The organism is Sphingobacterium kitahiroshimense, from assembly GCF_025961315.1.
Lineage (GTDB): Bacteria > Bacteroidota > Bacteroidia > Sphingobacteriales > Sphingobacteriaceae > Sphingobacterium > Sphingobacterium anhuiense.
Genome location: NZ_JAOQNK010000001.1, coordinates 766,267 through 789,242, shown reverse-complemented (window position 1 = coordinate 789,242; position 22,976 = coordinate 766,267). Strand labels below are relative to the sequence as shown.

At 36.5% G+C, this 22,976-nt stretch carries 16 protein-coding genes and 1 tRNA gene; 10 read left to right on the top strand and 7 right to left on the bottom strand.

The window, feature by feature from the left end; genetic code table 11:
• The first annotated feature begins 9 nt into the window (after nt 1-9).
• From M2265_RS03520 to M2265_RS03495, 6 genes are all read left to right on the top strand, one after another.
• On the top strand, nt 10-1,512 hold the full coding sequence (locus M2265_RS03520) for an alpha-L-fucosidase (protein ID WP_132767763.1): 1,503 nt from the start codon (nt 10-12) through the stop codon (nt 1,510-1,512).
• An 86-nt stretch (nt 1,513-1,598) separates the two neighbouring features.
• A complete protein-coding gene (locus M2265_RS03515) occupies nt 1,599-2,723 on the top strand; it encodes a DUF2891 domain-containing protein (RefSeq protein ID WP_132767765.1) in 1,125 nt (374 codons plus the stop codon).
• A gap of 4 nt (nt 2,724-2,727) precedes the next feature.
• Nucleotides 2,728-3,588: an energy transducer TonB gene (locus M2265_RS03510; RefSeq protein ID WP_165905818.1), complete on the top strand. Its 861-nt coding sequence runs from the start codon at nt 2,728-2,730 to the stop codon at nt 3,586-3,588.
• A 129-nt stretch (nt 3,589-3,717) separates the two neighbouring features.
• On the top strand, nt 3,718-5,607 hold the full coding sequence (htpG, locus tag M2265_RS03505) for a molecular chaperone HtpG (protein WP_132767769.1): 1,890 nt from the start codon (nt 3,718-3,720) through the stop codon (nt 5,605-5,607).
• A 115-nt stretch (nt 5,608-5,722) separates the two neighbouring features.
• Nucleotides 5,723-5,796: transfer RNA gene (locus M2265_RS03500), tRNA-His, on the top strand.
• Between the two features lie 243 nt (nt 5,797-6,039).
• Entirely contained in the window at nt 6,040-6,726 is a 687-nt protein-coding gene (locus tag M2265_RS03495; protein WP_132767771.1) for a hypothetical protein, read from the top strand.
• Between the two features lie 139 nt (nt 6,727-6,865).
• Here M2265_RS03495 and bglX read toward each other — a convergent pair whose 3' ends face one another.
• The 5 genes from bglX to M2265_RS03470 form a co-directional block, all read right to left on the bottom strand.
• Nucleotides 6,866-9,154: a beta-glucosidase BglX gene (gene bglX / locus M2265_RS03490; RefSeq protein WP_132767773.1), complete on the bottom strand. Its 2,289-nt coding sequence runs from the start codon at nt 9,152-9,154 to the stop codon at nt 6,866-6,868.
• 33 nt (nt 9,155-9,187) lie between these two features.
• Entirely contained in the window at nt 9,188-10,534 is a 1,347-nt protein-coding gene (locus M2265_RS03485; protein ID WP_021188400.1) for a glucoamylase family protein, read from the bottom strand.
• An 86-nt stretch (nt 10,535-10,620) separates the two neighbouring features.
• Nucleotides 10,621-12,048 (bottom strand): RagB/SusD family nutrient uptake outer membrane protein, encoded by a 1,428-nt coding sequence (locus tag M2265_RS03480; protein ID WP_132767775.1) that lies wholly within the window; start codon nt 12,046-12,048, stop codon nt 10,621-10,623.
• Nucleotides 12,049-12,067: 19 nt separating this feature from the next.
• Entirely contained in the window at nt 12,068-15,181 is a 3,114-nt protein-coding gene (locus M2265_RS03475) for a SusC/RagA family TonB-linked outer membrane protein (protein ID WP_132767777.1), read from the bottom strand.
• A 359-nt stretch (nt 15,182-15,540) separates the two neighbouring features.
• Nucleotides 15,541-18,426 carry a transcriptional regulator gene (locus M2265_RS03470; protein ID WP_132767779.1) on the bottom strand — a complete coding sequence of 962 codons (2,886 nt, stop codon included), beginning with the start codon at nt 18,424-18,426 and terminating at the stop codon, nt 15,541-15,543.
• Between the two features lie 621 nt (nt 18,427-19,047).
• On the opposite strand from M2265_RS03470, the gene M2265_RS03465 reads away from it, so the two are divergent.
• Nucleotides 19,048-19,761 carry an HAD family hydrolase gene (locus M2265_RS03465; protein WP_132767781.1) on the top strand — a complete coding sequence of 238 codons (714 nt, stop codon included), beginning with the start codon at nt 19,048-19,050 and terminating at the stop codon, nt 19,759-19,761.
• Nucleotides 19,762-19,933: 172 nt separating this feature from the next.
• Here the strand turns inward: M2265_RS03465 and M2265_RS03460 are convergent, their stop codons facing one another.
• Both M2265_RS03460 and M2265_RS03455 read right to left on the bottom strand, forming a co-directional pair.
• On the bottom strand, nt 19,934-20,545 hold the full coding sequence (locus M2265_RS03460) for a hypothetical protein (protein WP_021188397.1): 612 nt from the start codon (nt 20,543-20,545) through the stop codon (nt 19,934-19,936).
• A gap of 96 nt (nt 20,546-20,641) precedes the next feature.
• Complete coding sequence (locus M2265_RS03455) at nt 20,642-21,136, bottom strand: hypothetical protein (RefSeq protein WP_132767783.1); 495 nt, start codon at nt 21,134-21,136, stop codon at nt 20,642-20,644.
• 250 nt (nt 21,137-21,386) lie between these two features.
• On the opposite strand from M2265_RS03455, the gene M2265_RS03450 reads away from it, so the two are divergent.
• The 3 genes from M2265_RS03450 (at nt 21,387) to M2265_RS03440 (ending at nt 22,923) form a co-directional block, all read left to right on the top strand.
• Nucleotides 21,387-21,590 (top strand): hypothetical protein, encoded by a 204-nt coding sequence (locus M2265_RS03450; RefSeq protein ID WP_031287256.1) that lies wholly within the window; start codon nt 21,387-21,389, stop codon nt 21,588-21,590.
• Nucleotides 21,591-21,611: 21 nt separating this feature from the next.
• A complete protein-coding gene (locus tag M2265_RS03445) occupies nt 21,612-22,280 on the top strand; it encodes a DUF421 domain-containing protein (RefSeq protein WP_232789261.1) in 669 nt (222 codons plus the stop codon).
• A 169-nt stretch (nt 22,281-22,449) separates the two neighbouring features.
• Nucleotides 22,450-22,923 carry a ferritin-like domain-containing protein gene (locus tag M2265_RS03440; protein ID WP_132767787.1) on the top strand — a complete coding sequence of 158 codons (474 nt, stop codon included), beginning with the start codon at nt 22,450-22,452 and terminating at the stop codon, nt 22,921-22,923.
• Nucleotides 22,924-22,976 lie beyond the last annotated feature (53 nt).

Here is a 22,976-nt window from a genome sequence, read left to right as displayed (position 1 = left end):
CAACTAAATATGAATAACTTATTAAAAAAGTCTGTACTTGCTGTGGCATTGTTAGCTACAGTTAATTCAATACAGGCACAATGGACTGGACCTAAAATTAAATCAACAGAAATCAAAGAAATTAAGTATGGACCGTTGTCACCTGCCAATCGGACAGATGAGGCAATGGTTGCATTCCGCAATTATGGATTAGGTCAATTTATACATTGGGGTCTCTATGCAATACCGGGTAATGAATGGGAAGGAGTGAGTGCCCGTGGTGGTGCAGCAGCATCCGAATGGATCCGTTCATGGAGAGGATCATCAGCTCCAAAAGATTGGGTGAATACGTACGACAATCTTTACAAACAATTTAATCCCAAAGATTTTGACGCAAAGCGTTGGGCAAAGCAGGCAAAAGACATGGGAGCAAAGTATGTAATTTTTACGACAAAGCACCACGATGGTTTCGCGATGTGGCCAACCAAATATTCCCCTTATAATATCAGTAAAACACCCTATAAAAAAGATATAGTCAAAGAGGTAGTAGATGCTTATACTGCAGTAGGTATCGATGTTTACCTTTATTTCTCTGTATTAGAATGGAACAATCCAGATTACATGGGTAAAGAACCTAAAACGGAAGAGGAAAAGAAAAAGTTTGATAAATTCTTGAAATATACTAGAAATCAGTTACTGGAGTTGATGACAAATTATCCACAGATGAAAGGATTTTGGTTTGATGGCACTTGGGATCAGTCTTGGATAAAGTCTTATGATTTTACTTATAATCTTGAAAAAGAACTTCGGGAAAAGCACCCTGGTCTTATCATCGGCTCCCGTTTCCGAAATGATGAATTTGGGAAACGTCATTTTGATTCAAATGGTCAGATGTTGGGCGATTATGAACAAGGTTGGGAACGCAAATTGCCGGGAGATATTACTTGGCTAGAGGGACGTGATTGGGATTGTGTGATGACAATTCCACCAAACGGCTGGGGATACATGAAAGATTGGTCGGGTATTTATACCAAAACGACAGACGATATTATCGATATGCTGACCTATTCAGCATCCCTAAGTGGTAATTTTGTTTTAAATTTCGGTCCAGATGGCCAAGGAAATATGCATCCTGAGGAAGATAAAATAGCAAAAGAGCTTGGTGAATGGATGAAAATAAATGGTGAAGCAATTTATGGAGCCAAACATGCTGGGATGACCACTTCTAAACTAGGATACTTCACTAAAAAAGCTGATAACTTATACCTCACAGTTTTCAACAGGCCCGTCAACAATATTGTCCGGATATCTGTGCCCAAAACTGCGACAGAGGTTCCTGTGTCTGCCACGTTATTAGCGAATGGACAAATGTTAGAGGTGCGTCATTCAGATCTTGGTATTGATCTCGATAAAAACACCTATTATGACGTGCTATTGCCCAAAAGTTTCCAGTCGAATCAAGCGTTTGTCATTAAAATGAAAACCGGCGCACCTAAAGGAAAAGCAGAGAAACTAATGGATGCTAAGATGTAAAATCTATTATAAACGTCTAAAAAAGCCAAAATTTAATGATTTTGGCTTTTTTTTATTACTTTTAAAAATCAATTAATGCACCGCAAATGTTCAAAATATTAGTTACCATTTTTACTTGTACTGTTTTATTGTCATGCAACAATAACAACAAAAATCAAGGAACAACTTCTCAACAAACAGAAACAGAAAATAGCACAGAAGGAAAAAATCAACAGGTCGTACTGGATTCTACTGAAGCAAAAAGGATATTGGCACTGCCGTTACATTGCCTTGAACAGGAGTATCCAAATAAATTGGGGCAGGTCATCGGATCTGCTAAGGATCTAAAATCACCAAAACAATTACATCCCATTTTTTATGGCTGTTTTGATTGGCATTCATCCGTTCATGGTTATTGGTCCATCGTTAAAATATTGAAAACATTTCCTAATCTTAGTGAAAGTAAGCAGGTGAGACTGATCTTGAACGATAAAATAACTAAAACGAATGTTGATCAGGAAATTGCTTTCTTTCTAGACAGTAATAACACAAGCTTCGAACGCACCTATGGATGGGCGTGGCTCTTGCAGTTACAGGCTGAATTATTGACTTGGAATGATGCTGAAGGGAAACAGTGGGCCACAGCATTGCAACCTTTGGCAGATCTGCTCGTAAAACGCTACGAGGGGTACTTGCCTAAACTCGTTTACCCAATTCGTTCGGGACAGCATGATAACACCGCTTTTGGATTTACCTTATCAATGGATTATGCGAAGGTAACGCAAGATACAGCTTTTCAAAATTTAATTACACAACATGCAAAGCGCCTTTTTATAAACGATAAATCCTGCTCGCTCGCATATGAACCAAGTGGTAGCGACTTTCTTTCTCCTTGCTTAGAAGAGGCATTGTTGATGACAAAAGTTTTAAATGATGACGAATATAAAAAATGGCTAAAAGGCTTTATGCCTGATTTGTTTGTTAAAGAGTTTAAGTTAGAGCCGGGTATTGTTAAAGACCGTACGGATGGTAAGCTTGTTCATTTAGATGGACTGAATTTTAGCCGTGCAACTTGTCTAAATGGCATCGCGACAAAATTACCGGAATTAAATCATTTACATCAACAGGCGAATAACCACCTCACTTACTCGTTGCCAAATATCAGCAATGATGACTATATGGGCTCGCATTGGTTAGGAACTTTTGCATTATATGCTATTACACATCAGTAAGTTTATGATCAAGTTTATTTTTTCGATTATAATCGCATTGAGCATGATCAGTTCATGTAGCCCGATTTCTTTAAATAAGAAGGAGAGTGCTGCCGATGTTGTCGATCAGCATCCTTTACCACCTAAAGGTATGGATGAATTTATGCGCTATATTGGAGATAATTTTCATTATTCTAAGGAGATGATCGATAATCAAATTTCAGGTTTGGTGGAGATCTCATTTGTGGTTGAAAAAGACGGATCAATAGTCGACATGAAAGTTGAAAAAGATCTGGGGTTTGGTACGGGGGAGGAAGGAATACGGCTCATCAAAGAATATGGCAATTGGAAACCTGGTTATCAAAAAGGTAAACCCGTCAGAGTAGCCTACACACTTCCGATACGTTTAAATTTAATGGAAACTTCTGAAGCACCGTTGATTAATGAATCTATTAAGACGATATTTGATATGCCCTTATCGTGGAAAAAAGATGAAATCATCGGATTCGTAAATCAGAAGAAATTGTCCGTTCATGATCAAGGTCATACTGTTTTTGTTCCCAATTATAAATTCAAAGATCTAACAGCCAATTTTTTTGGAATTCGCGCTTCAGACGAAAAAAAGGTCGATGAGTTTGCACTCATGTATAAATTTTCTAATGATGGAAAAGACGAGATAATCTCTAATTACAATCGTTTTTTGCAAGAATTGATACTCCTTTATGGAGAACCTTCGCTTATAAAATTTAGGAAAATAGATCAGGATACCGATTTGAACCAATTGGAAGCAAATCCTGTTATTTGGAACTGTACAAATGCAGTAATTTCAATAGCATTTGATAAAAATGCAAATGAATTGTTGACGACAATAAAAAATAAAGATTAAGTCAAGCAATGAACAGCCCTGATATTGTCATTTTAACTTAAAATATGACATCTTGTCTCAAATTGACTGTTTGGAATATAGATTGATGTTTAACTGTGAAATCAATTAGCAATTAAATATAAAATATATATGAACACAGAAAAAGGATCTATTTCAATCCACACGGAAAACATTTTTCCTGTCATTAAAAAATTCTTATACTCTGATAATGAGATCTTCTTACGCGAGTTAGTTTCAAACGCGGTAGATGCTTCTCAAAAAATAAAGCGCTTAGCTTCATTAGGTCAATACCAAGGTGAAGTGGGTGATTTATTAGTTGATGTAAAACTTGATGAAGCAGCAAAAACGATTACCATTTCGGATAATGGTATCGGTATGACAGCTGACGAGATTAAAAAATACATCAATCAAGTTGCCTTCTCAGGTGCAACTGAATTTATGGAAAAATTCAAAGAAGCAAATGATGCAAATGAAATCATCGGTCGATTTGGATTAGGTTTCTATTCCGCATTCATGGTTGCTGATAACGTTGAAATCGAAACATTATCTTACCAAGATGGGGCAGAAGCTGCGCATTGGACATGTGATGGTAGTACTTCGTATGAAATTTCTGAAGGTACACGTACGACACGTGGTACTGATATCATTTTACACATTAATGAAGAGTCTTCAGAATTCCTAAGTCAATCGCGTTTACAGGAGATCTTGGACAAATATGCGCGTTTCCTTCCTGTAAATATCCGCTTCGGAACGAAAACAACTTCTGAACCAGATGGCGAAGATGAAGAAGGAAAACCAAAATATAAATCTGTTGAAGTTGATAACATCATCAACAACACAAGCCCAGCTTGGACCAAAGCTCCATCTGAACTGACAGATGCAGACTATTTGGCTTTCTATAAAGAGTTGTATCCATATTCAATGGACGAACCATTATTCTGGATCCATTTAAATGTTGATTATCCATTTAATTTAACCGGAATTTTATACTTCCCGAAAATTAAAAATGAATTAGAAATTCAACGTAATAAAATCAAATTATACTCACGTCAAGTATTCATTACCGACGAAGTAAAAGATATTGTTCCTGAATTTTTAATGTTGTTACATGGTGTAATCGACTCACCGGATATCCCGTTAAACGTTTCAAGAAGCTTCTTGCAGGCAGATAGTAACGTGAAAAAGATCAACAATTATATCACTAAAAAAGTAGCTGATAAGTTGCAGGAAATCTTTAAAACGGATCGTAAAGGTTTTGAAGAAAAATGGAATGATATCGGTCTATTTATCAAATATGGTATGTTGAGCGATGAGAAATTTGCTGAAAAAGCAAATGAATTCTGTTTATTGACCAATACAAATAAAGAGAACTACACAATTAAAGAGTATTACGAAAAAGTAAAAGATATTCAAGTTGATAAAGATGGAAATATCATTTATTTATATACCCATGATGCTGCTCAACAAGATAGCTTTATTGCTACAGCAAAAACAAAAGGCTATGATGTATTGGTTTTAGACGGACCTCTGGATACGCATATCACTTCTTATTTGGAACAAAAAGGAGGTGAAAAGGTACAGTTGAAACGTGTAGATGCCGATGTCATCGATAAGTTGATTCAAAAAGATGAGAAGCAAGAATTGTCAATTTCTGAAGAAGAATCTAAACAAGCCTTATCAATCTTTGAAAAAGCAATCAGCCGTCCTGACATGAAAGTTGAAGTGGATGCCTTATCTGCAGAAGAATTACCAGTATCAGTAACGATCGATGAATTTATGCGTCGTATGAAAGATATGGCCAAAACCAATGGCGGTATGAACTTTTACGGTAACTTACCTGATAACTATAAGGTAACGGTAAATGGTAACCACCCACTGGTAAAACGCATTTTATCAAGTACTGAAGAAGAAGGTGCACAATTGGCAAAACAAGCGTTTGACTTGGCTTTATTATCACGCGGTTTGTTAACAGGTGCTGCATTAACATCATTCGTGAAACGCAGTGTTGAGATGATCTAATAAAAATTAAAAAATAATAGCTTAATCCTCATTACGATACGTTGTAATGAGGATTTTTTGCTTAAAAACATTTGGAGTATATCAAATAAAATTCTACTTTTGTAGCACAAACACGGTAGATGTAGCTCAGTTGGTTAGAGCATCGGTTTGTGGTACCGAGGGTCGTGGGTTCGAGCCCCATCATTTACCCAAAAGGCGAAAGATTTATCTTTCGCCTTTTCTTTTTTTAAACTTTTATGATACTCAAAATCCGATATAAACGATATGTTTGTAAATGCACTCGAGTGGTTTAATTCTTGCATTGCTATACTTAAGGTTATGATTTGAAACTTAGTATTAAGAATGGTTATCTTTATTACGAAAGATTGTAGCCGTTTCTAATAAGTAACTAATTCGACAACCAGCAATTATAAGTGATTAGTATCCGATATTATGAAAGAATTCATTAATAAAAATCCAAAACTGATATTTGTCATACCATTAGGTATTTTTCTGCTTCTTGGAATCCTGCTATTATTTTTCGCCGTGAAATATCCAGAAAATGTACCGGTCTATGGATGGATTACCATTATCCTGTTTGTACTTTTGCCAGCGATCTGTATTTATGGTTTTATATTTGGTTTCCACTTATCTGAAAAACAACAGCGATCTAGTGAAGCACATCGGAATATTATCACTTATTCAAAACAAGAAATTTGGATTCATAAGCCCATAGTTGACGGCACCTATAGCATTAATTGGTCTATTATTGACAAGATCGTCTATTTCGATTATCCCGGCGATGATCATGCTTATTATACCTTTTATCTGAACGATTTCCCTGAATTTATTAAAAATGAGAAGCAATGGTGGTTAAATAGACTATTTCCGGTGAATGTAAAGATGAGAAAGTTTACTCTTTATAATGATTGTCAAAATTTTTATGATTTACCGGAGAAGTTAAACGAATATTTAAATGTGGTTACTGATATTGATTTTGCAGATCCGCGTAAAGGAATACTCATATCGAAGAAAGAGATCTATAAATCTGGATATACTGAAACGATTGAACATTGGCAGCCGAGTCGTGATATCAAATGGGAGAAAATTTTATTTCAAAGATCTGACAACAATGCGTAGGAGCGAAGAGCGAAACGTTCGAAATGGTAGATCATTTACTACCCTATAAGATTAACAATAAAGATCGATGAAGGCTTAATAAAATAAAAAAGGAGCTATCCGGTTAAAGATAACTCCTCTAATATAAGGGGAAATGATATTATTTTAATTCAAATTTAGTAGCTAAAAGATCCTGCGAATTTTTACCGATAAATAAGGTGAAATCTCCCGGTTCAGCGACAAACTTGAGATCGTTATTATAGAATTTTAAATCTTCTTCCGAAACAGTAAAAGTTACGACTTTAGATTCTCCAGCTTTTAAGAATACTTTTTGAAAACCTTTTAATTCTTTAACAGGACGTGTAATTGAACCAACCAGATCTTTAATATAAAGTTGAACAACCTCTTCACCGTCATATTTACCCGTATTACGCAACGTCACCGATGCTTGGATGGATTGTCCAGCTTTAAAAGAAGACGTATCCAATTTCAGATCTGAATAATCAAATGTTGTATAACTCAAACCATATCCAAATGGATAAAGCGGGCTATTGATCACATCAATGTAGTTAGATCTAAATTTTTGGAAAGAACCACCTTCTGCTAATGGTCTTCCAGTACTTTTATGTCCATAATAAATAGGTAACTGACCAACATTTCTAGGGAAAGTTGCCGTTAATTTACCTGAAGGGTTAACATCTCCAAATAATACCTCAGCTACAGCAGCTCCAGTTTCAGATCCACCAAACCATGCATTTAAGATAGCAGGAACATGTTCATCTTCCCAAGTTAAAGTCATCGGTCTTCCTGCAAACAAAACTAAGACAACAGGTTTTCCTGTTTTTAATAGCGCTGCTAAAAGACGTTGTTGAATAGCCGGAATACCAATCTCTGTACGGCTAGAACTTTCACCGGACATCTCCGAAGATTCACCTAATGCTGCTACAATCACATCTGCTTGAGCAGCAGTTTGTAACGCTTCAGCAATAATATCCGACTCAGGTCTATTATCTCTAGGGATCGTACGTCCAAACATGGTAGCATGTTCTTGATAAACAGGGTCTTCAAGTAAATTTGAACCTAAATGTGTAACGATTTTCACTTGGTTGCCCAATACCGACTGCATACCCTCAACCAAAGAAGGGGTATTCACTAAGTCAGAGCTTACTGACCATGTGCCCACCATGTTCGCACGTGTATTCGCTAATGGACCTATTACAGCAACTGTACCTTTTTTCTGTAAAGGAAGAAGCTGCTTGTCATTCTTTAACAAGACAAATGATTTAGTAGCCGCATCACGGGCAACTTTAAGATTTGCAGGCGTCAGTAACTCGGTTTTAGCACGATCTTCATTACAGTAACGGTATGGATCCTCAAATAAACCTAATTTATATTTAGCCTCTAATACTAAACGGCATGCACGGTCTATATCAGGTTGAGAGACTTTCCCTTCTTTTAAAGATTTTTTTAAGGTATTTAAAAAACCTTCAGAAATCATATCCATATCCACGCCTGCTTTTAACGAAAGTGCAGATACTTGTTGTAAATCTCCTAAACCATGATCCATCAGCTCTGCAATACCGGTATAATCTGTAACCACCATACCGTTGAATCCCCATTCCTTGCGAAGAACATCAGTTACTAACCACTTATTAGCTGTTGCCGGGATACCATTGATATCATTGAAAGATGTCATAACTGTACCTGCACCAGCTTCTACAGCCGCTTTGTAAGGAGGGAAGTATTCATTGTACATGCGGTGCAGACTCATATCTGTGGTGTTGTAATCTTTTCCAGACTCCGCTGCACCATACAAAGCCCAGTGCTTCACACAGGCCATCATGGTATTGATTGCTTTTAAGTCATTGCCCTGATAACCTTTAACCATCGCGCTTGCAATCTGTGAGCCTAAGTAAGGGTCTTCTCCGGAACCTTCCGAAATTCTTCCCCAACGGGCATCACGAGAGATATCGACCATAGGAGAGAAGGTCCAGTTGATTCCATCTGCAGTAGCCTCTTGGGCTGCGATACGTGCAGTTTTTTCGATTAGAGGGATATCCCACGTAGCTGAAAGACCTAATGGAATTGGAAAAGTAGTTTTATAACCATGGATGACATCTAGACCGAAGATCATCGGTATTTTAAGTCTTGTTTTGTTGACAGCAAGTTCTTGAGCAGCACGAATTTTTTTAGGTGTAGTCATAGAAAAGATTCCGCCAATTTGACCAGCAGCAATTTTTGCTTCAACTCCAGTACTGGCAGTGGCACCTGTGGTCACCTCGCCTGCAGTAACTAGATTCAGCTGGCCAATTTTTTCGTCAACTGTCATTTTTTTCATCAGTTCTGAAACAAACTTATCCATTTTGGGATCTTGTTTGTGCGCCGGCTGTGTGAATGCCAGAGTCGGAACTAATGCAACAGCGACTAATAGGGAAGTCCATTGTTTCATGTTCTAGTAGTTATTTGTATGTGAATAAAATGCTTATAGATTCGGACCTTTAAAACCTAAGTTCTTCAATCCTGCTTTAACTTCGGGAGCCTGCATAAATAAATTCCAGATCAATCCAGTTCTGTAATTTTCAATCATGACAACAATAGGTCCCTGGTCAATTGCTAGATAACGCTGTGGATACCAGTTTTCTGTTTCTGAAAAAGCATCATAAAATCCATATTTACCAAAAAGCTCTGCACCTTTTTGTTCATAAAAATAGCGCATCGCTTGCAAACTCTCTTTAGGAGCATATGGAATTGATGATAGCGCTGCTGTAGGAGAAATAACACCTTTATCATTATCAGGATGGTGAGCATCGTATCCCTTTACAGAATAGCTCGCGGTCAATCCCCATGAGTTTTCGCCATATCCTTTAAATTGATGAGGATTTTGTTTAGCGTATTCAATGTTAATTTTAGTGTGATTAACGTTCACTTTCCAGTAATCAGCATATTCATCTTGTAAGCCCTTCGGATTTAAACCTAAGTAGGAGTAATGAGACCAGAATAGTGGACCGACAGCATTTTCAGGTGCATTGTGTTTTAGCACCAGTGGAATTCCAAACTTCTCAGCACTGGATACGATTGCACCACTTCTTGCCCAACCTTTATGATAAGTGGAGGCAGGGATTGGATGTGTCGGTGAGCTCGCGCCCAGCACATAGCTGATCAAGCATTCATCATAACCCTGTATCGCATGATTCATACCCCAACCATGTGTTGGACTCCAGTGCCAGTACAGAACATCTTTGCCATTGCGAAAGAAATTCCAATCAATACCTTTCCAAAGTGCGTCTGCTTTTTCAGCGACTTGTTTTTGTTGGTCGTTTCCATTTTGGTAATACTCACGTAGACAGATTAAGGCCTGGGCCATAAAAGCAGTTTCTACGATATCGGCAGCATCATCCTGATTTCCAAAAACCTTCGATTTTCCAGTAGGACCATCGATCCAGTGTGACCATGCGCCATGGTAACGATCGGCTTTTGCCAGAAAATCGACAATGCGATCAAACCTTTTAGTCGCTTCTTCAGCAGAGATAAAACCACGTTCGGCAGCTACGATTGTAGCCATTATACCAAATCCGGATCCGCCGACAGTGACAACATTAAAATCATTCAACGGATATTGACCATCGATATGGATTCTTTCCCTTGCCATTCCCGAATTAGGTTCTGCACCTTCCCAGAAATAGTTGAAGGTTTGCTTCTGTACCAAAGTCATTAAAGAATCATCAGAAATACTGGTCTTTTGCAAGGTCTGAGGTGTTTTACACGCAGTAATGCTTGTACCAATTAAGATTAAGCCTAAGATAAGCTTGGGATTAAATTTTAATTTCATAGTAGAGTAAGTAGAGCGATGGATATTAAAGAACTGGGACTTAGTGCTAATAAGTCCCAGTTTCGATGTTTTATTAAGATGTTGGCTTAAAAACCAGGATTTTGCACCATATCTGGTGTTTGTGTTAATTGTTCATATGGAATTGGGAACAAATAGTTTTTGTCGGTGAATGTTTTTCCATCCGCTTTCATAGCTTCAGAGGCTTGTTTCGTACGAACTAGATCAAACCAACGATCGTGCTCAAAAGCTAATTCTAGACGGCGTTCCTTCCAGATTGCTTTGCGTAAGTCCGCTTGATTGATCGCTGTGGTATTAGGCAATTTAACCCGAGTACGAATGGTATTAAGAGCAGCTGTCGCTTCTCCGGTGTTGCCCATTTCATTAGCTGCTTCTGCTAAGATCAAATATACCTCGCCTAAACGTAAATAGCGTACATTTTTATCCCCATCAGCCGCACCTGCATTTGCCGATGAGTATGCTTTCTCATTGTACATTGGATTTTCAACTCCTGTTCCAACAACACGGCCATCCCACAAAGTTTCTCCACGGAAGATAATGGTCGCGTCGCGACGGATATTATCTTTTTCCGCATTAAATGCGTTTAACAAATTCTCAGATGGTGTGTTGAATCCCCAGCCCCAGCCGGTAACACCACGTGCACCCTGTACTTCAGAATATTGTTGAACACCATGTGCAATCGCTTCTCCACGCGCCTGGAATTCAAAGATCGACTCGGTACCATTCTCAGAACTTGCGCGCCAAAGAACTTCGTACTTCGATTCCAAACCATATTGACCGGAGTTAATCACTTCTTTCGCTAACGTGTAGGCCTCATTCCAATTTTGATTGTATAAATATACTTTTGATAATAAAGCTTGCGCGGCGCCTTTGGTAGCACGACCCAGATCTTTAGATTCATAAGCAGATTTTAAAGGCAAAGCGTCTATAGCCTCTCTTAGATCTTTAATGATATAAGCATAAACTTCAGCTTTAGGCGCACGAATTATTAAATCCTGCTCTTGGATAGGGACATCACCCCAGCCACGCACTAAATAAAAATAATTTAAGGCGCGTAAAAACTTAGCTTCACCGATTAATCTATTTTTATAAGTTGCATCTTCTATCGTTGATGATTGAGTCACTTCAATAGATTGCGTGGCACGTCCGATTGATTTATACCAATGTGACCATAATGCTCCAAAGGAACCGGATGAACTTGTATACTCTAATCTGTCGATTTCTTGTTTGTCACCTCCTGGATCGGTTGGAGAAGAGCCTTTGTCGGCATTATCAGAAAGCATATCCGTAATCGCAACATAAGAAAAGGAGTAATTCCAGTCTGTAAACATACCGTAGATTGCATTCACATAACCCTCCGGTGTGAACGCTTGTTCCTTATCAGCTTCTTCTACAATTTCTTGAGAAGGAACATCTAAAAATGCTGAATCTTTACAGGCAGACATGCTCAAACCTGCTGTTAAAATTAAGGCTATATGTAATTTGTTAAATTTCATGATTTTTAATTTTTAAAAGTTAGAATGAAACATTGACTCCGAAAATAAAATTACGTGTTGTTGGATAAGCCGAAAGCTCAATTCCCGCAGTTTCCGAAGGAACACCAGAATTTGCACCTGTTATTTCAGGAGAGAAACCTGTATATTTTGTGAAAATAAAAGGGTTCTGTGCTGTTACGTACATTCTAATTTTAGAAGTTGAATTGTATAATTTTGGAATGGTATAACCTAATGTTAAGTTATTGATTCTAAAATAGGCTCCTGACTCTAAATAGTAACTGGAAGCTAAGGCATCATGAGCTGCTCCAGGATGTGTATTAGACGTTCCTGCGCCAGTCCAGCGGTTATCAAAAGTTTCTTTAGTTACGTTCTCACCACCATTAACACGGGTACCTTTTAGACCATTGTAAATTTTATTTCCTGCAACCCCATAACCTTGAGCTGTGAAATCCCATTTTTTATAGTTGACACTTAGATTTAAACCAAATGTCGAAGAAGGAAGATATGATCCGTGGAATGTTTTATCTTTTGCGTCGATAACACCATCTTCATTTTGATCTTTGTATTTTAGGTACCCAGGTTTTGCTCCGGTTGTTGCAGCGCCATCTGCAATTTCAGCTTCGTTTTGCCACACCCCAACTGCTTCGTACATGTACCAAGCATAAATAGGTTGATTAGCTTTTAACTGTTTTGTAAGCTGACCATTATTTAAACTTCCTCCCTCAGTACCATCATAGGCAGGTTTAACATCCTTTAAAGTATTTTTGTTGTAAGAATAGTTACCACCAATACTATAGGATAGGTTTTCATTAATTTGATCGGTCCAATTTAAACCAATCTCCACCCCTTGATTTGATACTTTTCCGCCATGATCAAAATATTTTTGAGAAAATGGCGAATTCAATAAAGGTTTTACTTCTAAAATAGCATTAGTGTTGGTCTTATTATAATAATCCACATTACCACTTAAACGGTTATTTAATAAGGTGAAATCAACTCCTAATCCTGATTCTTCAGTTACTTCCCATCTTAAATTTCTCGCTGGACTTCCATATGCTGCTCCAAAAACAAGATCTTGGTTCGGGCCAAAGACATAATTGTAATTATCGGATCCTGGCGATGATAATATCTGAGAAACGTTCAAAGGGATGTTTTGGTTACCTAGTCTACCCCAGTTTGCCCTTACTTTTAAGAAATCGATGCCTGAGCCTTGCATAAAGCTCTCATTGGATACGGTCCAACCCGCTCCAAAGGAAGGAAAGATGTCAAAATATTCGCCAGATGCTTTAAATTTACTAGATCCATCACGACGTACAGTAGCAGTTAAATAGTATTTTGAGTCGTAATTATACTGTGCACGAGCAAAATAAGAAATTAATGCAGTAGGTGTGTAAGAAGTTTGTCTAATTTGCTTCTCTTTGTTTTTTGCTAAGTCAATATTCCAGTATTGTGATTGAGTAGGAACATCATATCCGGTCAAATCAGACATATTTCCGATATCGACTTTCTCTCTTGAATTTCCTAATGTTGCATCTATATTATGCTTACCGAAACTTTTTTGGTAAGAAACAAAATTTTCCCATACCCATCTGAATGTTTCTGTTTTAGCAATATTTAAGCTATTATTTGCATAGGTCAATGAATTCGGGTTTTGTGCTTTTAATCTTTCAAATTCTGCAGCAGTATTGAGAGGATCTGTATTTAAGTAGCGATCCTTGATATCATTAAAACCTCTATTTTGTGAAAAGTATTTTGTTACGCCCAAGCGAGAGGTGAATTTTAAGTCGCTGGTGATCTGGTATTCTGCTTGAAGTCCACCTTGGATGCTCAGATTCTTGTTATACTGCTGTTGCATTTTGTTCTCGTAAACAGGATTGCCCACATCATTTAACCTTCCTCCCTGCTGACCTGCAGCCAGAATATATGTAGCCTCTCCGGTTGTTTTATTGTATATAGGTCTTCCGTAGCGTCCGTTTTCATACATAACAGGAACTAAGGGTGACTGACGGTAGGCCGCATCAAAAGCACTTAGCGGTTTATTACGGTCGTTAGCAAAAGAGATGTTTAAAGTCTGACTAAGTTTTAATTTATTATCAAAGAATTTGTAGGTATTATTATTACGGATCGTGTTACGTACATATTGAGAGCCTTCCGTAATTCCTTTTTCCGTAAAGTTGTTATAACTAAAGAAATAATCTACTGCATCTGAACCTCCAGATAAGCTAACGACGTTATTGGTCACTATACCAGTCTGTAAAAGTTCGTCGTACCAATTGGTATTGTTTTTTTGATTTAATGCTAAAGGAGATCCATTTTTTTCAACTACTGCTAAGTTTTCATTGTAATGGGTCACATATTCATTCGCATCAGCCATTTTAACACGGTTTAGAATGCCTTTGGCACCTACATAACCATCATACGTAATCTGAGCACGTCCTGCTTTCCCCTTTTTAGTTGTCACTAAGATCACACCATTTGCGGCACGCAGACCATAAATAGAAGCCGATGAAGCATCTTTTAGGACATCGATAGAAACGATATCTGCTGAGTTGATATTGGTGATATTTTCGACTGGAAATCCATCAACAATATACAATGGATTACGACCACCTGAAGCTGTTCCTAGACCGCGGATAATCACTGTTGGAGCAGAACCCGGAGCTTCATTAGCAATGATGTTAACACCAGATATCTTGCCCTGTACAGATTGAACAGCATTCAATGCCGGTTGTTTTACAATGTCACTTGAAGTAACACGGCCTATAGAACCAGTTAGATCGACTTTCTTAGCTGTACCATAACCAATAACCACGATTTCATCTAAAGCCGTATTTTGTTCTTCTAGATTGACTTGTACATTGTTCTGTTGACCAATTACAACTTCTTTTCCATCATAACCGATATAGCGGAAAATTAAAACCTGATTAGGGTCTGCTGTAATTTTAAATTCTCCATTCGCGTCAGATTGCGTAGCAACGCTAGTTCCTTTAACCGCAATGGTTACTCCTGAAAGTACAGCGTTTGAAGATTTAGCTGTAATTTTTCCAGTAATCACTTTTCCACTCTGTGCATAAACTGACACATTGAATTGGCAAAATGCTGGGAGTAATAGTAATGTAAATAACTTCCTCATAGGTGTGACTTTTGTGTTATTTTAATTTATCAATTCCAATTAATCTGAATGTTTGTTAACAAAATTTAACCCTTTCATTAAATTTTGATACAGCAAAGATGTGATGTAGTATGCGAAATGTATAATTTAACACTTATACATTAATACATCACCATTTGAGCTAAACGTAAAAATTCAATTTAAAGAAATAACTTTGCTGATAGTCAGATTATTAAAGTAAGTGATATATTACTTTATTTAATACTAAGTGTTTAAAGCACACTATAGCGCGTGAGAGGTAATGATGTAGTGTTTTAGTGTGTTTTAATAACAAAATGATCTCATGTCGTAGATAGGGTTCCACGATTAAGGGCATTTTTCTAACTAATATTCATTAAAAAATCAGTTAAATTCTGTTCAGTTGTTATATTCAATTTTTTACGTAATCGGTAACGTCTAATCTCGACACCACGTGTCGTTATATTTAATAAGCTGGCAATTTCTTTACTGCTCATGTTCAACCTCAGATAGGCACAGAGTTTTAAATCATTGGGCATTAATTCGGGAAATTGATGCTTTAACTTTTTAAAGAAATTCTCATGAGTTTCATTAAAACTCTGCTCAAACAGATGCCAGTCCATATTATCTTCATAAGCATTTTTAAGGATCTTGGCCACTTTTTGTAATTGCTCAGGTTGCAGTTTATTTCCATTTTCATCCTTCAACTGTAATAATTCGTGATTCAGTGCATTTAATAATTCATTCTTTTGCACAATATTCATCGTAGCATTAGTCAGTTCCTTATTCTTATTATATAATTCCTGTTCCAGTTGCTTATTTTTAATTTCGATCAAGTGTTGCTGTGCTCGGATTGCTTCCTGCTTTAAAAGTTCCTCTTGTTTAAGCAAATAAGCCTTTTTTACCTGTTTCTCATGTTTAATTAGCTTTTTGTTGTACCATTTACGGACTTCTTTTATTGCTAAAACCAGTAATATTAAATACCCTAAATAAGCATACCAGGTTCTATACCATGGAGGTAGGATTTCGATTTCAACTTTTGTTTCCTTAGTGATAAAACCGTTTGGCAGTTTTGCACGAATTGTAAATATATACTGACCAACTGCCAGATTCGTAAACTCCTTGTAGGGTAATTTAGACCAATCAGACCATTCCTCCTGCGTGTTTGTTAATTTAAATTGATATTGAACAGCAGTTTCAGTGTAATAAGGTAGCGCATAAGATACTTGTATACTGTTGTTTTTGTATTTTATCTCAACTATTTCTTTATCATTATTAAAATCTATACTGTCCGTTGAGAAAAGAGATCTAATATTCCTGATGAGGGGAGCCGGCACATCAGTGGGTTTAAAATTATCCCTTCCCAAATTGAGCAAAGAGAAGCCATTATCGATACTGATCAGGTATTGATTAGGATTGAGAGCCGAGATATTTTCATAATATTTCATCATATTATCTTCTAGAGAAGCTAATTTGATGGAATCAACCCGAATTTGCCCTCCTTGTAATAAATCGACTAAAGCAATTCTGGTTTTATTAATAAACCAATAGCTATTATTTCCTGCTGGTATGATCTTATTTGTTTTGGAGAATGTGCCCAATTTGTTGTTTAATTGATGATAGGGCGTGAATTTATCAATAAGCTCATCATAAACATATAGCCCACTATCAGTCGTAAAAACATTGATGGCGGCCAATTTGTAAACACCTAAATAACCCGATTTGGGTAAACCATTTTTTTGGGCATAGGGTTTAATCTGTTTAATAACACTAAAATCATCTGAAAATTTAAGTAGATTCAGTTCATTGTAACCTGCCGCCCAAACCGAATTTTTACTTTGTGTTTCTAATAATTGTACGCCAGATCTGAAATTAGGATATTGCGTCTGATAAGTTAATGCATTAGGTAAACTATTAAATAGGGACACACCTGTATAATTTCCCTGTAGTACATATGGTGCATGAGGGGAAAGCAGTTTGATAACCCAACCACCTGTTTTTGGTGATAGTAAGGACATCGCTGTACCTTGAATTTGAAAGGTACCTGTATTATGTCCACATACCAATACGTTATTGATTACTTCTAGATTCCATACTTGGCCCTGAGAGCCATGGATCATCTTAAAGTCTATAGACTGATATTTTTTGTTCGGATTCCATGAAGTATAAAATAGACCTTGGTTAGTCCCTAAATAAAGATATCCTTGGTAAATTTTTGCAGAATAGATGGTACCAAGTTTTCCTGAGTTATCCGAATAATAGTAGAGATCAGCATTAATCGCAATGCGGTCAATACCATTGTCCAGACCAGACCATATATTTGACTGTTTATCTACTGTTAAACTAAGAACGGTATTATTTTGCAAACCAACACTTTTATTAATATGCTGAACAAAAGATCCATTTTCATCAAGAATGTAGATACCGTTTAAGATCGTTCCGAATACGTAATAATGGTTGAGTAGCTTGATCCCATTGTTGATCTGTACATTTTTTAATTCTTCATTGATGTCATTTTTCCAGGGCGTTATTTCTCCAGATTTGCTCATTAAAAATAATCCGCCTTTAGCTGTTCCAATTAAGAATGACGCTGCATCAAAAGGAAGAATACTTAAAATGTTATGTCCCTTTAACTGCTCTTTACCCGAAACAGGAATGAGCTTATTATTTTTTAGTTCATGAAGTCCACTCGGTATTTTTTCTACGAAAATTCTCTTATTTGCTTGAAATGCAAATAGAAAAGGCTCTCCATCTTCAGTAATAGTTTTGATCTTTTCATTTTCATAAATATAGATCGTAGAGAAAGATTGGAAGATAATCCGATGGTCTTGAATGATTATTTTCCAGATCTCATCATTAAGATCTTTAAGTAAGCGCTTACTTATGGAATGGTAGGTTAAACGACCATTATTATTTTTCAGCCAATAGCCAAATTCTGATTGGCCTCCCGTATAGATTTTCCCATCTGGATGTACCTGTGCAACACGGACGATACCTTTATTAGGATGAGGATAGAGATTCCAGTATGCGCCATCATACTCTAATAAACCATCAGAATTAGCGGCGTAAATCAGACCATTCTGATCGACACTCAAGCCCCAGTTTTGATTGCCGGCTTTGTAAGTAGATTTTGTAAATTGCTGTACCCAAGGGCTAGCGAGATATTGAATATCATTGGCCTTGCTTTCACCAAAGAAGATCCCGAAGATTATAAAAAAAAGAAAAAATATTTTAAATAAAAATTTCATGCACAAAATTATGTTTGCCTTAGCAATAATTCTACCATGCTAAAAAGACGAAAGTGTCTCTGAGCGTATTTATGTAATAGAAATTGAAAGAATTATTCCCTAGACAAATTTAACAATAAATTTAGCTGTATGAGTCATTATAAAGTATTAAGATGTCTATTCAGCAATTCCTTAAGGATCTAAGCACACCGTTTTCGAAACTTTTAGCTACTCATGATCGTGTTTAAAAATAATTAATAAAAATTTAACATAAATTTTGTTTAGTTTTAATGAACAAAGTTTAGTTTTGTTAAACATATAGAAATGTGAGATCGTATTTGAAGGAAGATTGTTGTGTAACAGGGCTCATGTAAGTTCATACATAACTGTATGGAAGGAAATTAAAGGCTATAATCGACTTGTTTTTAGATTAGAACCTTTTCTAAAAGGTTTGTTTTACATCCTCTTGACAGTATAGCGCCTGTAAATACTGAGAATAAGGAATACGGACATGCTTTGAGGACAAAGGTGGAAATTAATTATCATTGAGTTTTAAATGTAGCCGAAATAGGCATAAAGGCCTCATACAGCCTATATAGATTGATTAAAATAAATAATAGCATAATAACACAATAGAAAGATATGGAAAGTAAAATTAAGATGGTCGTATTTGATATGGCGGGAACAACTGTTAATGAAGATAACATCGTTTATAAAACACTTAGAAATGCAATCAATAGCGTTGGTGGTTTTGATCTTAGTTTAGAAGAAGTTTTAGAGCATGGTGCAGGTAAAGAAAAGTTGGAAGCTATAAAAACTATCTTGAAAAATAGTTTAGATTTAGAAAATGATCAATTGGCAACAGAGATTTTTCAATTGTTTCTTGTGCAGCTTAAAAGTGCTTATGAAGTGGAAACCATTTATCCATGTACTAATGCGGCAGCACTTTTCATAAAGTTAAAAGATATGGGTATTTTAAGAGTACTTAATACTGGATATGATCGATTGACAGCAGAATCATTATTGAAAAAACTGAATTGGGAAGTAGGTAAAGACATTGATCTTCTCATTACTGCTTCGGATGTTGAACATAATCGACCAGAACCAGATATGATTCAATTAGCAATGGCGAAGATGGGTATTACCGATGCTTCAAGAGTTGCAAAAATTGGCGATTCAACGATTGACATTCAAGAAGGACAAAATGCAGGCTGTGGATTGAGCATAGGTATCACCACAGGAGCACATACCGCTGTACAATTGGCTACTGCCAATCCGGATCAGGTTATTAGTGATCTGTTGGATATCCTATCTGTAATTGAAAACTATAGTAAGAACAGTACCGCAGTATCATAAAAAAACTGATGCTGTGATTTTTAGAAATGAAGATCACAGCATCTTTATTCATAACGAGGGTTTATTTTAATGATTATGCAGTCTTTAATATGCCTGATTAACGTATGATCCTTAAAAAGGAAACAAGCAGAAGTATTTTGAATATTTGTAAATCAAAGCATCTGATTTGTAATTACACTTCTTTAACATCATTAGCAAAACCTTTAATAAGGGCCTTCCATTGCGGATAAGATGCCCCCAAAACCGCACCAAGTCCTACCATAAAGTTTCGGACATTATCGATGATATGCGTATTTTCGGTATTTAAAACCTCATTTCGTCCAGCATACTGAAACAATAAACTGTTATTTCTTTGCTCAACAATCAAAGTCGAAGTCGCTATTCCCTCAAAAAAATGTGCTGTTTCTTTATTTTCAGGATCAGTAGGATCTGGACATGGCTTTAGACTGACTGATAGGATTTTAAATTCGGCCATTTCCTTAGATTCCATATGCACAACGTTAACCCAGTCATAACCTTTTGTTCGGGGTAATCCAGGTCCTGGAATATCAATTTTGATGTAATCGTGTAACTGAAGTGGACGATGCAATTCGAGACCATTGTTGTCAACAAGCTTAAATACCGCCGCAGGAAGTTCTGCAATTTTGTGCCATTCATTGACCGCCAATAGGTTGTAGGATGCTATAATAAAAGCCTCGCTGGCAATTTCAGTGCTTGTAAACTCAACTGTTTCAAAACAGTCAAGTTTATTGCCTTCTTTCTGGGTTGGAATAATATTCTTCATCTTTTTAATAGAATAACAATTAAAAATGAACTTATGTTCATGTGAATCAATAGATTTACTTGGGTTGAGGAACTATCTGATTTTGTAATTTCTCCATTATGTAGAAGTATAATAGACCCAACCCTGCAAATTTTCATATGCATCTGCCTGCTTCAGATCGATTAAAATATTACTATCCATAAATAAGAGGCGTTTTGTGTCCGTATTTAAATCGTAGATAGGATAGAAGATGGCATTCTCATTTGGAAGTTCTACATTACTCTGTAAAGCAGTATAACCCTCTGCAAGTAAATTGTCAATAAGTGTTGGAGTAATTGCGTTAAGGTATCGCATCATCTTACCAATCCATTTCTTTTCGTTTTCTTCATTGCCAGGGTAGTGTTCAGTTGTAAAATCTAAGATTAATTTTTCGCCTTCTTTATCCAATCCATCTCTGATCATGCGCAATCCCATGCACCTCGTTTCTTCCTGATAATAATCATGTCCATACTCAAATTGAATATCACCTGCAATGGGGCTATCTTCAATTTTTGCTCGAAGTGCCATCTGGCGATTCAGCAATTCATGTACATATGCATAAGTCTCATCCATAGTGATTTGATTTATAGCTATAACGTATTTATGATGTCATCACCAAAAGAACAATTCTGAAAGACTAAAAGTTTGTTTAAGAATACTTTAGGATAAGTAGAAGGATACGTGATGCACGTTTAAAGTATATTTTTGAAGCATTGATCAGGTATACTGTCGTTAATTTCAGGTATTTGTTACGGTAATTGAAATACAAACTTTTGACATAGCACCACGTTATATCATTACAATAAACTAAATGAATACGATTATGGCTACTAAAAATGAAAATGCAAAAGTCGGTATTGTTGATAAGGACAAGCAACCGAAGAAAAAGAAAACAATTACCTCAGTTGTAGATAAGAGAAATAAAAAGCAGGAAGGTGACGGGGAGGCCGGCGTTGATCCTCAAAATGATCAATTGAATGATATGCCAGAGCCAGATACATTTCCTCGTGAGCAGGTAAAACCTTAGTGCAGAGGACGTATGTTTGAAATGAAAAAGATAATTTGGGAAGGCGCGGAATGGGATTTCCTTTTAGAAATTGTGGGACGGTCAGTCATCATGTTTATCCTGATATTGGTGATTCTTAGGCTTTCAGGAAAAAAAGGTGTAAGGCAATTAACGCTTTTCGAGGTGGCGATTATTCTGAGTCTCGGATCGGCGGCTGGTGATCCCATGTTTCAAGAAGAATTACCCGTTATTTATGCCTTTGTTGTATTATTTTCGGTTATCATTATCTATAAATTTATAACTTGGTTATCATCAAAATCGGTGTTTATCAATAAGATTTTAGAAGGCGAAGCGATGGTAGTTGTGAGGGATGGAATGTTTGATTTAAAACATGAACATGATGGTGACTTTTCAAAAATGGAATTCTTTTCCGAACTACGTAATCAGTCGGTTGAACACTTAGGTCAAGTGAGAATGGCCTTATTAGAAATTGATGGTTCGATGAGTATTTTATTTTACCCAGAAGATGAGGTGAAGTATGGTCTGCCTTTATTTCCAGATGATTATAAAAAAGTTGAATCATTTCAGTTATATGACTTTCACGCCTGCATGTATTGTGGTTTTATCGAACAATTGCATAATAGAGAATCAAAATGTCCACGATGTAGACATACAGAATGGAGTAAAGCAATCAACACAAAACGAAATTAATCTATTCTTTTAAAGCCATCATGCATGCTTCAGTATTTCCCCTAGGGGTTATAAATACGATTCAAATGTTCTAAATACCCGAAATGATTATGATTTAAACTATTTCTGCCTTGAGGTTGTTTTCTAGATAAATCAAGAGTTTTAAATTTATATTTCAAAAAATAGAGCTATGGAAAACAGAGCAAATGATCCGGCAATTATCAATGATCTGATAAAAATTAACAACGATAGGATAGCTGGATATAGAGAAGCATTAGATCTAGCACATAGTATGCGGATCGATGATCTAGGTGGTATATTTGCCAAATATATCCTGCAGTCAGAACAGTTTATTACCGAGCTTACTCCATATGTCACACTTGAAGGTGAACAACCTACAGACAGTACGTTGTTGAGCGGTAAACTTTTTAGACTTTGGATGAATATAAAAGTTAATATTTCGGGAAATGATCGTAAAAGTCTATTGGAAAGCTGTGAAAAAGGAGAAGATGCTTTTAAAGCTACCTATAGGAAGACCCTTGAAGAAGATCGGGAGGCTTTATCCATCCATGTGGTCAGCTTAATTGAAAATCAATTAAGTAAACAATTGGTTGCGCACGACCAGATTAAATTGTTACGAGATACCATTTCCGATACGATTTAATTATATCAAGCGTTTAGTATAAAAAATCATTTCAATATTGAGGTTAACAGGGA